A 15,339-nucleotide genomic window follows, 5' to 3' on the forward strand; every position below is an offset into this window, starting at 1 on the left:
TTATTTGCGTTTAGGTTTTTTGTTCCTTCGGTATTGTTTGGACGATGATTTCGATTGTGACCGATTAAAGTTCTTCTTTTTTGGTGATGGTGGCAAATCACTTTCTTTTTCAGTCGGTTCAAAACCATCTATTGTTTCTTTTGGTATCTTAATATCAATTAGCTTCTCTATATCTCTTAAATATTCCACCTCATCCAGACTTACCAATGATAGTGCTATCCCACTAGCACCTGCTCTACCTGTTCTTCCAATCCGATGCACATAATCCTCAGGGACATTCGGTAACTCATAATTGATGACATGTGGTAATAAAGGTATATCCAAACCCCGTGCCGCAATGTCAGTTGCGACTAAAACTCTTACATTTCCTTTCTTAAATCCATCAAGAGCCTTCGTTCTGGCTCCCTGACTTTTATTTCCATGAATTGCCGCGGCACTGATGTCTGCTTTCACCATTTTTTCAGTGAGCCTATTTGCACCATGCTTTGTTCGTGTGAACACCAGCACTTGCTGCCATCTGCCACCGGCAATCAAATCAAGAATTAGATCTGTTTTTTTCTTTTTATCAACCCGATATACTTTTTGGTTTATTTTCTCTACTGTGGTGTTTTCAGGAGTAGCCTCTATCAGTTTTGGTCTATCCATAAATCCATGAGCAAGTCTTTTGATCTCCTTTGAAAAAGTAGCTGAAAACAACAAATTTTGTCTTCTTGGTGGGAGCAAGTTCAGGATTCGATTGATATCTCGCTGAAAGCCCATGTCCAGCATACGATCTGCTTCATCCAGTACAAGCACTTCTATTTTATGTAATGATAGAAAATGCTGATTATGAAGGTCCAATAATCGTCCCGGTGTAGCTATCAGAATATCTACTCCTTTTTTAAGTGCTGCTATTTGAGGGTTTGCTTTTACTCCACCAAATATCACCGCTGATTTGATATCCATATAAGCGGAATAAGCACGAACGTTATCATAAATCTGTGCAGCCAACTCTCGTGTAGGTGTCAAAATAAGTGCCCTGACAGGTCTATTACTTAATTGTCTTTCGTTTCCTAAAAGCTGTAAGATGGGTAATGTAAACCCTGCTGTCTTCCCTGTTCCGGTTTGTGCGGAAGCCAAGACATCATTTTTTTCTAAAATAACAGGGATAACCTTTGACTGAATGGGCGAAGGTTCAGAATATCCTTTTTTGCTGATCGCTCTCAGCAGGGGCTCGGATAGGCCCAATGAATTAAATGTCATAAAAATTATTTGATGGATTGACTGTACGTTATGCCAATCCTATTGATTGCAAAGGTACGACTAAAAAAATGGTGCTTAATACCAGCCGCTCAATTCGAACTTTTCTTTCGATGAATCGAGAATCCTTCCCTTTTCACATTTGAGCACACGATGTGGGAATTTCTCTATGAATTTATGATTGTGGGTTGCCATCAAAACAGCTGTTCCGCTATTATTAATTTCCTCAAACAGCTTGAGAATCCCATCACTCACATCCGGATCAAGGTTACCGGTAGGCTCATCTGCAAAAAGAATTTGAGGCTCATTGATCATTGCACGCGCGATTACCACCCGTTGTTGCTCTCCTCCTGATAGCTGATGAGGCATCTTAGCAGAAATAGCTCCTAACCCAACTCGCATCAATACTTCAGCGATCCGGTTCTTCATCTTTGCCGGATCTTTCCACCCGGTTGCTTTCATCACAAAGGTTAAATTTTCGGCTACTGAGCGATCATAGAATAATTCAAAATCCTGAAAAATAATGCCGATTTTTCTACGCAAAAAAGGAACGTCCTTAGATTTAACACTACCTATAGGATAACCAACCACTTCAGCATGTCCTAACCGTAATGGTAAATCCGCGTAAAGCGTTTTTAGCAATGATGATTTTCCGCTACCGGTACGACCGATGAGGTATACAAACTCGCCCTTATCAATAGTGAAATTGATATCACTTAAGACCGTGTGGTCTTCCTGGAAAACTGATGCGTTTGAAACCCGTACAACTGGTTCTTCAGAAAAAGACATTTGTTTACTTAAAGCTCAAGTTTTTGAAGCTTACCATACGGTAGCTCCTGAATCAGGTTTTTAAGTTCCTGATCTTTACCCTCAAGGCCAAACTTATCCATTCTTTTTAATGGACGATCTGTTCTAAAATATGCTACCAAAACAAAATTCTGGTCCCTGATTTGGATATAGTCAGGGATTTTAGCTTTCCCTTTCACCTTGATGATGTACATTTCTTCTAAATTAAGTAAATCTAATGCTTCCATCATCAACTAAGGTTTAACTTATTTGTTTGATTTTTTATAATCAGCCAAAAACTTCTCAAGTCCACTGTCTGTCAACGGATGCTTAAGCAATCCTGTAATTACACTTAATGGACAAGTCGCCACATCTGCACCTATTTCGGCACATTGAATTAAGTGCATATTATGACGAATTGAAGCAGCGAGTACCTCTGTCTCAAATCCGTAATTATCATATATTCCTACAATCTGCTCTATCAACGCTAATCCATCCATGGATATATCGTCCAGTCGTCCAATAAATGGAGAGACATAGCTTGCTCCCGCTTTGGCAGCCAAAATTGCCTGACCTGCATTGAAAATCAGCGTGCAGTTCGTTCTGATACCTTCAGCAGTTAGTGCTGAAATCGCCTTCACTCCATCTTTGATCATTGGGATCTTCACCACAATCTTATCATCGATTTTTGCAAGCTCTTTCCCTTCAGCAACCATTTTATCAAAATCCGTTGCAATCACCTCTGCACTAACATTATCATCTACAATGTCGCAAATGTCTTTGTAGTGTTTCAGGATATTCGCTTCTCCTGTAATGCCTTCTTTGGCCATCAGTGAAGGATTGGTGGTTACGCCATCAAGCACGCCTAAATCTTGCGCCTCTCTGATCTCGTCAAGGTTTGCTGTGTCAATGAAAAATTTCATCTGGTAAGGGTTAATGTGAAGTAAGGAAAGAAAAATGGCAAACGAAGCATCGCACCGCTACGACCGCCTACCCTTGCTACCGTCAGGTCCTGGGGGATTCAGCAGGAGCTGGTCGTACCCGTTTGCCGCTGCAAAATTAGTAAATAGATTACTAGTAACTAAGGATTATTTAAGATTAGTATTCTTCCAGGTGACGGTAAAATTCTTCTTCGAATTCTATTGGTTGGGATTCTTCTTTTTCTTCGAAAAAAAGCTCCTCTAAATCCTCTATTCGATCATTAAAATCAGAAGAATAATCGTGATAGTCTCTTTCCATTGCGTCCATACCCCAAAACTAGCTTTACACCTTAGTAAAAAGATCTTAATCACGTTATGGTTTCTTGACTGTTATGTTACCTAACCGGGTATTCTTTCATGATCTCTACAAACTCAGCAAGCATCATAGCAGTAGCACCCCATACCACCCGATCTTCCAAGTCAAAATAAGGACATACCATTTTAAAGTCATTTCTGACCGTCATTTCTTTTTCTTTCAACCGTCCCGAATCAATCAAATGAGTGACCGGTGGCATCACAATGTCGGCTACTTCCCGTGGTTCAGGAACAAACGCTGGCTTTCTTTCTATTTTTCCTATGACAGGCAAAACCATGTAATTACTTGCAGAAACAAAAAACTCTGATAAACTGCCTATTATTTTAACCTCCTTTTGGTCAACTCCTATTTCTTCTTCTGACTCTCTCAAAGCTGTCTGATATTGATCCATGTCTTCCTCCTCATATCTTCCACCCGGCAGGGCCATTTGTCCACTATGAATGCCTTCATAACTGGGCCGCTCAATCAAGGGGAATCGAACAACACCCTCATCCTCATAAAGCAAAATCAATACGCCTCCTTTACGCGGAGGTGTAGCATGTGTCATCTTAATTGGAGCGCCATTTGGAAGTTTGGGCTTCATTTTCTGATGCGCGGCATCCCCCGGCATGGATTTTTGCACACGCTTCTCCAAGAATCTGGTCAGTTCATCGAAATTCATTTACCTGCAAATAAAGCATGTATCAATCATTTCATTTTTATAATTAAATTGAACAACACACCCTAATCGCAAAATGGAAGACATTCCCGGATACGTACCCGGCACTTTTATCGCCATCGTAATAGCTGTTCTTGGTTTTATATATTATGCGGTCAATACCGCTGCGCCAGGAAGGAAGAATCTTACTCCGTCATTTGTAATAACGATTCTTATCGGGTGGATTTTCTTAATAAGTGTGTTAACGTTTAATGGTTACTTCACCAATTTATCAGGCATTCCAAAACTTCCTCTATTTGTTGGGTTTACTATTGTTGGTATTCTATTGCTTTTTATATGGCCCAGAACCAGAGCCATTTTAATGGACATGCCGATTACAACGCTCCACTATCTCCACATCGTACGTGTACCGGTGGAAATGGTGCTTTGGTGGCTGGCTGTTTCACGTGCCATTCCCATGGATATGACCTTTGAAGGTTCGAACCTGGACATTATTTCAGGAATATCTGCACCTTTTGCCGCAGTTTTCATGGTTGGAGCAAGAAGTCAAAGTAAGATAGGAGCAATTATCTGGAACCTGATTGCGCTGGGACTTTTGGTCAATATTGTTTCAATAGCAATAGGCTATTTACCCTATTTTTATACTCCGACTGGTGGTGAAGTAGGAAACCTTGGTGTTTTCTACTTTCCATACGTGCTGCTACCCACATTTATAGTGCCTGCAGTATTCTTTAGTCACGTGGTGGCACTGTATCAGTTGATCTTCAAAAAAGATCAACCGCAATTTTGATTAAGCATTGCCTGGCTAGCGGATTCATTTAATTCTTTTCCTTTTTGCCATGCTTCACAAGCTTTGTCTCCATCTCCGGCTTCTTTGTATGCTTGGCCCAAATAATAGTAGAGCTCATCAATGAACTCACCTGTTTTTACAGCTCGTTCAAACAAACTCACTGCCTCCTGATATTTACCGGTTTTCAGCATGTAGATGCCTTTATTCCGATAGGCCCAACCATTTTTAGGGTTCAACACGATGCTTCTGTTGATGTCTTCGATTGCTGCTGAAAGACTATCCATTTGCAAAAAAATGTAGCCCCTGTTATTCAAAAAATAAGGTTCACCGGGCACAACATCCATTGCCCTGTTCACCTCAGCCAAGGCAGATTCATAGTTTCCTTTTTCTAACTCAATCAAACTTAACAAGCTAAATGCATTGGCATCCTCAGTATTTAACTCTAGTGCCCGATTGACTAATGAAACCGCAGTGTCATATGCCTCTTTGAAATAAAAGATAGTCGCAATATTGATCAGTGTTTCAGGGTTTAATGGATTTAGGCTATCTGCTGTTGCAAAGCTTTCAAGTGCCTCATCATATTTTCTCATTTTAGTCTGTACCAGGCCCTGATAAAAATAAACGAATGCTGAATCTGAGGTTAGTGTTTGAATGGTCTCTACATCGCTTAGTGCGTTCTGATATTGCCCGATCTCTTCATACGCATATGCTCGGTTGAATAACGCATCCAGGTAATTCGGATTTATTTGAATGGCCTGATTGTAGTCCAAAATCGCTTCATACGGATGATCCGATTCAATCCTCGCCACACCCCTGTTATTTATTGCCGGTGCAAAGTCAGGTGTTTCTTTTAAGGATTGATTATAAAGCTCTATGGCTTGCTCATAATCGCCATCATTCAATGCCCTATTACCCATTTGAAAGAATCGTTCTGTGCGTTCTTCCGAAGATTCACATGAGAAGCAGATTGCAAAAAGGATAAAAATGTATTTCTTCATTTATTCATAACAAAAAAGCCTGCACAAATGTATGCAGGCTTAGAAGTGTTTTTTGAATGAGTCTTAAGATTTCTTGACAGAACCTCCGCTACTGGAGCTGGCATCAAGATAGGCAGGCGATCCTTTATATCTGACAGAACCACCGCTACTGGCACGAGCATCTAATTTCTTGCTAACATTTACCTTAATTCCTCCTCCGCTACTGGCACTAACATCAGCTTCTTCACTTTCCAGTTCATATCCATCATAATCTCCTGAACTGCTAGCCTCAACATCTTGCTTTCTTGCTGAACCCTCTATTTCGATTTCACCTGCGCTCGAAATATCTGCCTCGATTTCATTACATGATACCTTCAATCTTGCATCACCGGCACTTGAAGCATCGATGGTTAATTCATCTGCATTATCAATACTTACTTCAACATCACCAGCACTGCTCACATCCACATCAAAGTCTGAACCATTGGCATCAATAGTGCCTTCAGAGGTTAATGATGAAGCCGATGATGATGAAATACCGTTGATCGATCTGTAAGTCACATAAACTTCCACATCAATATTTCGATGGTTGTTTCCTTCTAAATGAATCTTTAGTCTGTCTCCGCTCACCTCCGTAAGCACTTCATCAAGATCATGGCTGTCTGAAACAATCCGTGCTTCTTCTTTGTCACCCCTTTTTATGTAAACATCAATTCCTTCATGAGCTGAAATTTCAGAAAAAGAGGATAAATCTCTGGTCTCTTCTGATTGAGCAAATGTGACTCCTGCAATCAGGATGCTGAGTATGGTTATTAAAAACGATTTCTTCATGGTCTTTTTATTTAAGAGTTAGGATGAGCTTTGGGCTCGGTATTTACTCTATAGATTATGAAAAAATCGAAAGGTTGCAGATCAGAGTGAAGATTTGTGATTTTTCTTGAAATCTTCAAAAGCTGTAGTCTTGAAATGGTCGCCTCCAATAAATAGTAATATTGGCTCCATCTGCTCAGGTTTTAGATATCCGGCGATGGGCTGAATGATTCGCAACTCTTCGTCCATAAATACAGTGGTCGGATAACTTAACTTATTTCTAGTCAAAGCGGCAGCCAGTTCGTGAACTCCCCTCCTGCCCTGGGCTATAAACTTAAAAGTATGTCCCCTAAACTCAACTGGTTCTTTCTGCTCGGCATCAAATTTTACCGGATAGAAGTTCTCATTAATGTAAGTAGCGATATCATCTTGACTATATGTATTCCTGTCCATCACTTTGCACCACCCACACCAATCAGTATAAAGGTCAATAAGTAGTTTTTTAGGTTGTTTTTCATGTAAGGCTATGGCTTCCTCAAAGGTGAGCCAGTTTACCTTTTCATTTTCTAATGGACGAAATGAGGAGACTCCAATAAGGATTACACTCACAAATAAATACTTTAGCACTTGCATGGTTATAAAACGGATATGTAACCGGTTTTAGTTTCAAACAAAGATAATTCAATGAAAATAGGTCTGCTATCAGACACACACGGATACCTGGATCCTAAGGTTTTCAAATACTTTGAAAACGTAGATGAAATCTGGCATGCCGGTGATATTGGCACTATGGAGGTGCTTGAGGAGTTACAGAAATTTAAACCTACGATTGCTGTGTGGGGAAATATTGATGGCGGTAAACTTAGACAGGAGTGTAAAGAGGGTGAGATTTTCGAACGTGAGGGTGTGAGAGTCCTCATAACACACATAGCAGGCAAACCTCCAAAATATAATTCCAAAGTGCTGGGGTATGTAAAGCAGTACAAACCAAAAGTGCTCGTGTGTGGGCATTCACATATTTTGAAGGTAATGCCGGATAAAACCAACAACCTCCTCTTCATGAATCCCGGTGCTGCAGGAAAGCATGGATTTCATAAAGTAAAGACTCTGTTACGCTTTGATCTGGAAAATGGTGAGGTTAAGAATTTGGAGGTGGTAGAGATGGGGCCGAGGGCAAAACAATGAATTAAAAAAACTGTCTTTTCGACGATAGGAGAAATCTTTAAAAAAGGTTGATTAGAATCACTTTTAAAGGGTTAACTAAAAAAATGAAAGATATTTCATTGCATTCAATATGACAGTTTTTTGAGATACCCAATTCCCTTGGAAGGCTGACTAGCAGGAAGCCGAGTCATGGGAACCTTCTAGAGAAAAGGAAGGCGATTCGCAAGCCTCACTCCCCTGTCTTTCGCAAGGGAATACTTAAAATAAACTTCCCATATGCAACCTTTCCATTTTTCAACTGTATTTCATTTACAATCATGAATGTAATGATGTTATTCAAGCTTATATTTGATTGACATTTATGAAATAAATATGAAAAACAAGTCATATCAACTGGGAGAATTGGAAGAACTGGTCTTGATGATTGTGGCTATTCTCAACGAGGAAGCCTATGGCGTGAAAGTGATGGATGAAATCGAAAGCCAGATCAACCGAAAGGTGAATATCAGTGCTGTGCACACGACCCTGGATAGATTGGAGAAAAAAGGCTTTGTTTCTTCCTACATGGGTGGTGCAAGTGCTGAACGAGGTGGCAGAAGAAAACGGCTTTTCAGAGTCACGTCAGAAGGAAGTAAAGCCATAGATTTTGTGCATCAAACCAGAAATGCGTTGTATCAGCAAATTCCAAAAGCCAGTTTAGGGTTTACACAATGAAAAAAAAATCTCCACCAAAATGGGCGTTACGCTTCCTTCACTTTTTCTGCAAGGATCACTACCTCGAGCAAATCGAAGGAGATCTATTTGAGCTATTTGAACGGAACCATTCACGCAGAAGATTTGCCTGGAATACCCTCCGATTCTTTCGATTGAGATATTTAAAAGGACTAGATGATTTTGAACAATTAACCACACTTGCCATGATCAAAAACTACTTAAAGGTTGCCATTAGAACCTTACTCAGACAAAAATCATATGCCGGAATCAACATTCTTGGTCTCGCGATCGGCTTGGCTTCTTGCCTGCTCATCATGATGTATGTTTTTCACGAACGTAGCTATGACCACTTCTACCCCAATAGTGAGAGAATCTACCGGGTAGCCAATGGTGAGCGCGGAAGATGGACACCAGAGCTTCTCGCAGAAACCATGATGGCTGAATATCCGCAGGTTGAAAAAGCAACCCGAATATCCGGGCTATGGGAATCTCATTTCAAAGTCGGTAATCAAAGTTTCTTTCAGGATGGAGCGGCCTGGGCTGATGAAAATATATTTGAGGTATTTCAGGTCAACTTCATCGAGGGAGATCCAAAGAGTGCAATTAAAGATCCGGAAGACCTGGTGTTGACAGAGTCGCTGGCGGAAAAATTCTTTCCAAATGAATCTGCCATCGGCAAAACAATTGTTGTTGACGGAAATAATATGCAGGTAACAGCAGTGGTGGAAGACCCACCTAAAAACACTCACTTTCCATTCAAGTTTATTGGTCGGGTTTGGGATAATGTATCTGCAAACGAAAACTGGACAGGTAACAACTTTTGGACCTATGCCAAAATCCAGGAAGGTGTTGCTAAAGAAGAAGTAAATGGCAAATTGGTCAATCTCTACAAAAAATATGTCGGCCCACAACTCATCAGACATTCTGGTCACGCGACTTTTGAGGACCTAATGTCCGATTATCCTGATCGATTTTATGGATTTACGCTTCATCCATTAACCGAAATTCATTTAGAAAGCCCGCACTTTTCCATGGGTGCTCAAGGGGATAAAAAGAACGTAATCGTATTTTCATTGGTAGCTCTATTCATCCTATTAATAGCTTGTGTGAATTACATTAACATGGCCACTGCAAGATCAGCCATTCGATCCAAGGAAGTGGGTATCAGGAAAGCGCTGGGATCTTATAGACAGAATATTATAGCACAGTTTCTGATTGAATCAATTCTAATCACCTTTATAGCAGTCATTCTCGCTGTTGGGATTTCAGCAATTGCACTTCCTTATTTCAATCAACTTACAGGTCGCTCATTTGAATTCGGCGACTTATTCTCTTTCACAAACCTGTTATCTATTGGAGCAATCCTCATTATAGTGGGGCTGCTTGCAGGTGGCTACCCTGCATACATTATTTCTAATTTCACTCCTCTAAAAGCACTGAGAGGTCAGCTGCAGCAAGCAGGTAAAAAGAGCCTCCGAAGTGGGCTGGTGGCCTTCCAATTTGCCATTTCCATCTTTTTGGTAGCTGCTACTGCGGTCATCTACAAACAGGTAATGTTCATGCAGTCGCAAGACCTGGGCATCAACTTGGAACAAACATTAGTGATCAACAATGGTAGACAACTTGGAGAAAAGTATCAGGTCTTTAAAAATGAATTAGAAGGTATTGCTGATATAGAGATCATGTCTAAAACGAGTCACCTACCCTTCCATGGCTCTAGTGATTGGACGTACCAGGTTCCAAATGAGGACAACCGAAGAGTTTCACCTAATAACGGATTTGCTTCTCCCGATATGGAAAAAGTACTGGGCATTGAAATGATAAAAGGTCGATTCTTCGCAAAGAATAGAGTGTCGGACAGTGCTTCTGTTGTAATCAATGAGTCGCTAGCGAAGGAACTGGGATGGGACGATCCTATCAATAAAGAGCTACAACGACCAGGGGGCCATACATACCGTGTGATCGGTGTGATGAAAGATTTTAATTACACTTCTCTAAAGAGTGAAATCAAACCTTTAATTTTTAGATATGGACCAATCAACAATGAGGTAGGCATGTTTCATCAAGCCTACATTCTAGCTAAAGTGAAGACATCCGATATTTTGGCTACTCTCAATCAGGTCGAACAAAAATGGAATCAATATGTGCAGGATTACCCATTTGATGCCAATTTCCTGGATGATTCCTACCAAAAGCAATACGAGAGTGAATTGAAATTTGGTCAGGTATTTACCACATTCTCTCTTCTTGCAATCATCATTGCATTCCTGGGCTTATTCGCATTAACCACCTTCGTACTTCAAAAGCGATACAAAGAAATAGCAGTTAGAAAAGTACTTGGAGCCACCGTTCCTTCCCTCCTTCGCATGATGATCAAAGATTTCACACGCCTTGTGGTAATTGGAGGGATCGTAGGGATTGGTGCGGCATTTTACTGGCTAAATGACTGGCTGGAAGGATATAGCTACCGGATCGAGCTGAGTTGGTATCTATTGGTGCTTCCGATCATTCTAATACTAGTACTAACATGGGTGGTCGTGAGTGCAAAGTCATATCGTGCAGCTGTAGCCAACCCAGCCAATGCATTGAAAGAAGAATAGCATTAAAAAAATATGATTTCAAAGCAGCTCAAAGGACTGCTTATTTTCCTTAAAGTCTAGTCGTCCCACCACTCAAAGTGGTAGGACGACTTTCATGGTCGTTAGTGTTCCTGGATCATGAATATTTTCATTCTAAACCTACTCCTGATGATAGTCATAAGTAAGCCTGACCATCCTCCTATTCCGAAAAGTCCGTCGAATTTACCTTGGGCTTGAATCAATAAAATGGGGATGTCGAACGGACAGAATGATAAACGACTTGAACTTACGAAGGAGGATCTGGCACTGATCAACTCAAAAGAGGGGATTCAGAAAATTCTTCGAGAGAAAAATCATGATATCGAGAAGTTGATGTTTGGACTGAATTACCAGCATGAACTTAAGCAATTGCAAGTGGAACTTGTCAAGCTTCAGCGCGATATTTATATGAACAACCGACGAGTAGCGATCATCTTCGAAGGAAGAGATGCTGCTGGTAAAGGTGGCAATATCAGACGCTTCATCGAACACCTCAATCCTCGTTCCATGCGAGTAGTAGCTCTAAGTAAGCCATCCGAAGTAGAGAAAGGCCAATGGTATTTTCAACGGTATGTCAATACACTACCAAACCCCGGAGAAATTGCTTTCTATGATCGCAGTTGGTACAATCGTGCGGTTGTTGAACCGGTTATGGGATTTTGCACCGAGAAAGAATATAAAAAGTTCTTACTCCAAGTACCTGAGTTTGAACACATGCTTTATGAAGATGGTGTGGAGATTATCAAATTCTGGCTTTCCATATCAAAAACAGAGCAAAAGAAACGCTTTGATTCAAGAAAAGGTGATCCACTGAAGCAATGGAAACTTAGCCCCATTGACGAAAAAGCTCAGGAGCATTGGGATGCTTATACACATTACAAACAGGTGATGTTTTCACGAACGCACATGTCGTATAGCCCCTGGATCATCATAGAAGCAAATAATAAAAAAAAAGCCCGGCTGGAGACCATTCGATATGTTTTAAACCATTTGGAATATGAAGGAAAAGAAGAAGCAAATATTTCGCTAAACCCTGACCCTGAAGTAGCCATGCGCTATCACCGAGCATCAATTTCTAGTGACTAACTTATAAACAACCGTAACATGAAAAAGAGAGAGAAAGTATCCAACGTTATGACGAAAGATGTTCTAACAATAAATGTGAATAATTCACTTAAAGAAGCGAATGCGCTATTTAACAAACATAATATCAGGCACATCCCAGTTGTTTCCGGTGATAATCTGATAGGTATTATCAGTAAGACCGATATCCTCCGAATAAGTTTTGGGAATACCTTCGGTGATGAACAATCCGGCTCAGATCAAGCCATCTTCGATATGCTGTCTATCAATCAGGTAATGAAACACAGTCCTGAAACAGTAGGCTCAGAAGACACACTAAAACAAGCAGCAGAAATATTGGCGGAACGCGAATTTCACGCTCTGCCTGTTGTTGATGGAGCAAAGCTGGTCGGCATCATTACCACCACAGATATCATCAAATATTTTCTTGAGCAATACTAAAGCCCTTACCATTTGAATAGAATAATTTCAGCTGATCACTTTACCTAAGGCAAAGTGATCAGCTCTTTGTATCTTCATAGCCCTAACCTATTAGATTATGAAGAGAATTTTATTCGCATTCCTGACTTTAGGAATTGCCGTTATTACTAGCTATGCACAACCACAGGTCGTAGATCAGGAACGTTTTTCGTTTGAGCCCGATCTTTCTGTTAATCCAGACGTTCCCTCACCAGAGCAATTTTTGAGCTATCCTTTGGGTGAAAACTTTACAGGCTATGCACATATTGTTCAGTACTACAAGGAATTAGCCTCAGCCTCGCCTCGAGTACTTTACAATGAATATGGAGCAACTTATGAAGGTAGACCACTCATCAATCTGGTGATCTCCTCACAGGAGAATATCAACAAAATTGATGCGATCAAAGAAACACATTTACAGTTGCTAACAGCATCTGATGCAGAAGCTCAATCCATCATTGAAAATCAACCGGTTTTCACCTCCTTCTCTTACAACATTCACGGAAATGAGGCATCCTCATCTGAAGCAGCTATGCAGGTGGCTTATCGAATGGCGGCTGCCACGGATCAGGAAACGCTGGACATTCTTAAGAACTCTGTGATTATCATGTACATCTGCATCAATCCCGATGGCAGAGATCGGTACGTTTATTGGTACAAATCAATGAAACGACTGGGCAGACCCGGAGTGGAACCCAAAGACGTGGAGCACTTCGAAAATTGGCCTGGTGGACGAACCAATCATTATTGGTTTGACCTAAACCGAGATTGGATATGGGGCGTGCATCCTGAATCCAGAGGCCATACCGGAGAATATCAACAATGGATGCCGCAGGTGCATGTGGATTACCATGAGCAAGGCTATAACTCCAACTACTTCACCATGCCTGGGACAACCCCTAGAAATAAGCTGCTTCCGGATGCGTACGAACCATGGTCCAAAGTCTTTGGTGATGCGAATGTTGCTGAGTTTGACAAGCATCAAATCAACTACTTCACACGAGATGCTTTTGACTTTTTCTACCCGGGCTATGGCTCCAGCTGGCCAAGTGTCATGGGCGCCATTGGTATGCTCACTGAACAGGGCGGTCACTCTGCCGGTGGGCGTATCGTAGAAACCGATGATGGCTATCACCTGACGTTACGTCAACGCATTTTCGATCACTACACCACATCCATAGCAACGATCAAAGCGTCTGCTAATAATCGAAAAGTCTTACTACAATACAGCTATAATGCATGGAAGCCAGCCAATAGTAAAACAAGCACTAAAGCTTACTTCTTTGCGAATAATGACATGTACGCGGATGAACTGGTGCGTGTCTTAAAACGAAATGGTGTTTCTGTATACCGGGCGAAAAATAGCTTTCAAGTAGCTTCAGCAAAAGACTACCGAACGGGCTCAACCGGAAGAAGATCGCTACCAGATGGTACTTACATCGTTCCTACGGATCAGTCACGAGCGCTATTCATAAACAGCATCATGGAGCGAAACATGGCCATCGAAGACTCGGTGATGTACGACATGGCCACCTGGTCTGCACCTATCGCTTACAACATTGACGCATGGTCCACATCCGGAAGCTATTCCGTTGACATGCAAGAAGTGGTGGAGATGCCTGAAAGTAAAGGAGAGGTGATTAATAATGAGGCTGGTTACGCCTATGTGATTGACTGGTCGCAGCGTAATGCACCACAGGCGCTGGCAATGCTTTGGGCCAAGAAGTATAATGTGAGAGCTGCCGAAAAGCCTTTTAGTGATGGTAATTATCAATTTCCGGCCGGATCATTAATCATTTTGAAAGGTCGTAACCGCGAAAAATCAAAAACGATTAATGAGGATATCAAACAAATTGCGATTGCTTCTGGTGTGAAGATCGTAGGCTTTAATTCGGGAAGGATGCTTACCGGAATGGATTTAGCAAACACTGGCAATCGACCGGTTAAGCAACCGAAAATTGCCATGATGGTGGATCCGCCTTTTAGCTCCTATACGGGTGGACAGATTTACTTCCTTTTTGATTGGGTGACACAACTTCCAATCGAACGCATCCGGACGACTGCTCTGGAGCAAACCAGCCTTCCGAAGCAGGGATTCCGATTTGGAGGTGCTGACCTCAAAGATTATGATGTGCTGATCCTCCCAGGAGGTGGAAGCACACTAAAAGCATTGTTTGGAGAAGAGCAGCAAGAAGAAATAAAAGCGTGGGTAAATGATGGCGGAACGTTGATTGCAACCGAAAGTGCCGCAGTTTTTTTTACCAAAGAAAACTCCAAAATCACTGAAGTTGAACTGAAAAAGAGCCCAAAGGATAGCAGCGAGGCACGTCATTACTTAAAGTATGCTGATCGAGAAGATTACTTTGGAAAACGGAGGGTTCCGGGATCTGCCTTGAATGCTAAAATTGACACGACTCACCCACTTGCATTTGGCCTGAAGAAAGACTTGTATGCACTGAAATTCGGAAATAATGGAATCTTACCATCAGATAAAATTCATACGGTGGGCTACTATCATAAAGATCCATCCAAATTATTGGTAGCAGGCTATGCCTCGAAAGAAAACCTTGAACATGTTGCAGGACTTGCATTCGCCGGTGTTACTTCCATAGGTGAAGGCAAAATTGTTTTCTTGGGAGATAATACGCAGTATCGTATGTTCTGGCTGGGACCATCACGCATGATGCAAAATGCTGTCATGATTTTACCCGGATTTTAAAACTAAACCCACCAAACCTTACCTAT

The 15,339-nt window shown here is 41.3% G+C and carries 16 protein-coding genes; 7 read left to right on the plus strand and 9 right to left on the minus strand.

The genetic code is table 11. From position 1 onward, the window contains the following. From ACQK2H_RS15020 to ACQK2H_RS15045, 6 genes are all read right to left on the minus strand, one after another. The gene (locus ACQK2H_RS15020; RefSeq protein WP_425392194.1) at positions 1-1,242 is read right to left on the minus strand and encodes a DEAD/DEAH box helicase; all 1,242 of its coding nucleotides are present in this window, start codon (positions 1,240-1,242) and stop codon (positions 1-3) included. 75 nt (positions 1,243-1,317) lie between these two features. Continuing rightward, entirely contained in the window at positions 1,318-2,028 is a 711-nt protein-coding gene (locus ACQK2H_RS15025) for a cell division ATP-binding protein FtsE (RefSeq protein WP_425392195.1), read from the minus strand. An 8-nt stretch (positions 2,029-2,036) separates the two neighbouring features. After that, entirely contained in the window at positions 2,037-2,240 is a 204-nt protein-coding gene (locus tag ACQK2H_RS15030; protein ID WP_425393141.1) for a fructose-6-phosphate aldolase, read from the minus strand. A 51-nt stretch (positions 2,241-2,291) separates the two neighbouring features. Further along, entirely contained in the window at positions 2,292-2,948 is a 657-nt protein-coding gene (gene fsa, locus ACQK2H_RS15035; protein WP_425392196.1) for a fructose-6-phosphate aldolase, read from the minus strand. Between the two features lie 175 nt (positions 2,949-3,123). Then, the gene (locus ACQK2H_RS15040) at positions 3,124-3,273 is read right to left on the minus strand and encodes a hypothetical protein (RefSeq protein ID WP_425392197.1); all 150 of its coding nucleotides are present in this window, start codon (positions 3,271-3,273) and stop codon (positions 3,124-3,126) included. A 67-nt stretch (positions 3,274-3,340) separates the two neighbouring features. After that, positions 3,341-3,982: an NUDIX hydrolase gene (locus ACQK2H_RS15045; RefSeq protein ID WP_425392198.1), complete on the minus strand. Its 642-nt coding sequence runs from the start codon at positions 3,980-3,982 to the stop codon at positions 3,341-3,343. Between the two features lie 73 nt (positions 3,983-4,055). Here ACQK2H_RS15045 and ACQK2H_RS15050 point away from each other — a divergent pair, with 73 nt between their 5' ends. Then, positions 4,056-4,769, plus strand: a complete 714-nt coding sequence (locus ACQK2H_RS15050; RefSeq protein ID WP_425392199.1) for a hypothetical protein — start codon at positions 4,056-4,058, stop codon at positions 4,767-4,769. Here the strand turns inward: ACQK2H_RS15050 and ACQK2H_RS15055 are convergent. The 3 genes from ACQK2H_RS15055 to ACQK2H_RS15065 all read right to left on the minus strand — a co-directional run bounded on the left by ACQK2H_RS15055 (position 4,754) and on the right by ACQK2H_RS15065 (position 7,189). Beyond that, positions 4,754-5,767, minus strand: a complete 1,014-nt coding sequence (locus ACQK2H_RS15055; RefSeq protein WP_425392200.1) for a tetratricopeptide repeat protein — start codon at positions 5,765-5,767, stop codon at positions 4,754-4,756. The genes ACQK2H_RS15050 and ACQK2H_RS15055 overlap by 16 nt on opposite strands. Before the next feature lie 63 nt (positions 5,768-5,830). Next, on the minus strand, positions 5,831-6,577 hold the full coding sequence (locus ACQK2H_RS15060) for a head GIN domain-containing protein (RefSeq protein ID WP_425392201.1): 747 nt from the start codon (positions 6,575-6,577) through the stop codon (positions 5,831-5,833). Between the two features lie 81 nt (positions 6,578-6,658). Further along, a complete protein-coding gene (locus ACQK2H_RS15065; protein ID WP_425392202.1) occupies positions 6,659-7,189 on the minus strand; it encodes a thioredoxin family protein in 531 nt (176 codons plus the stop codon). A gap of 51 nt (positions 7,190-7,240) precedes the next feature. Here ACQK2H_RS15065 and ACQK2H_RS15070 point away from each other — a divergent pair, with 51 nt between their 5' ends. The 6 genes from ACQK2H_RS15070 to ACQK2H_RS15095 all read left to right on the plus strand — a co-directional run bounded on the left by ACQK2H_RS15070 (position 7,241) and on the right by ACQK2H_RS15095 (position 15,313). Beyond that, complete coding sequence (locus ACQK2H_RS15070) at positions 7,241-7,741, plus strand: metallophosphoesterase family protein (protein ID WP_425392203.1); 501 nt, start codon at positions 7,241-7,243, stop codon at positions 7,739-7,741. Between the two features lie 351 nt (positions 7,742-8,092). Then, positions 8,093-8,434, plus strand: a complete 342-nt coding sequence (locus tag ACQK2H_RS15075) for a PadR family transcriptional regulator (protein ID WP_425392204.1) — start codon at positions 8,093-8,095, stop codon at positions 8,432-8,434. Continuing rightward, on the plus strand, positions 8,431-11,034 hold the full coding sequence (locus ACQK2H_RS15080; protein ID WP_425392205.1) for an ABC transporter permease: 2,604 nt from the start codon (positions 8,431-8,433) through the stop codon (positions 11,032-11,034). The genes ACQK2H_RS15075 and ACQK2H_RS15080 overlap by 4 nt, the downstream gene beginning before the upstream one ends. A 231-nt stretch (positions 11,035-11,265) precedes the next feature. Further along, on the plus strand, positions 11,266-12,138 hold the full coding sequence (ppk2, locus tag ACQK2H_RS15085; protein WP_425392206.1) for a polyphosphate kinase 2: 873 nt from the start codon (positions 11,266-11,268) through the stop codon (positions 12,136-12,138). 18 nt (positions 12,139-12,156) lie between these two features. Beyond that, entirely contained in the window at positions 12,157-12,576 is a 420-nt protein-coding gene (locus tag ACQK2H_RS15090; RefSeq protein ID WP_425392207.1) for a CBS domain-containing protein, read from the plus strand. 97 nt (positions 12,577-12,673) lie between these two features. Beyond that, positions 12,674-15,313, plus strand: coding sequence for a M14 family zinc carboxypeptidase (locus ACQK2H_RS15095; RefSeq protein WP_425392208.1), 2,640 nt, complete (start codon positions 12,674-12,676; stop codon positions 15,311-15,313). Positions 15,314-15,339: the final 26 nt, after the last annotated feature.

It is taken from the genome of Ekhidna sp. (assembly GCF_965228795.1).
Lineage (GTDB): Bacteria > Bacteroidota > Bacteroidia > Cytophagales > Cyclobacteriaceae > Ekhidna.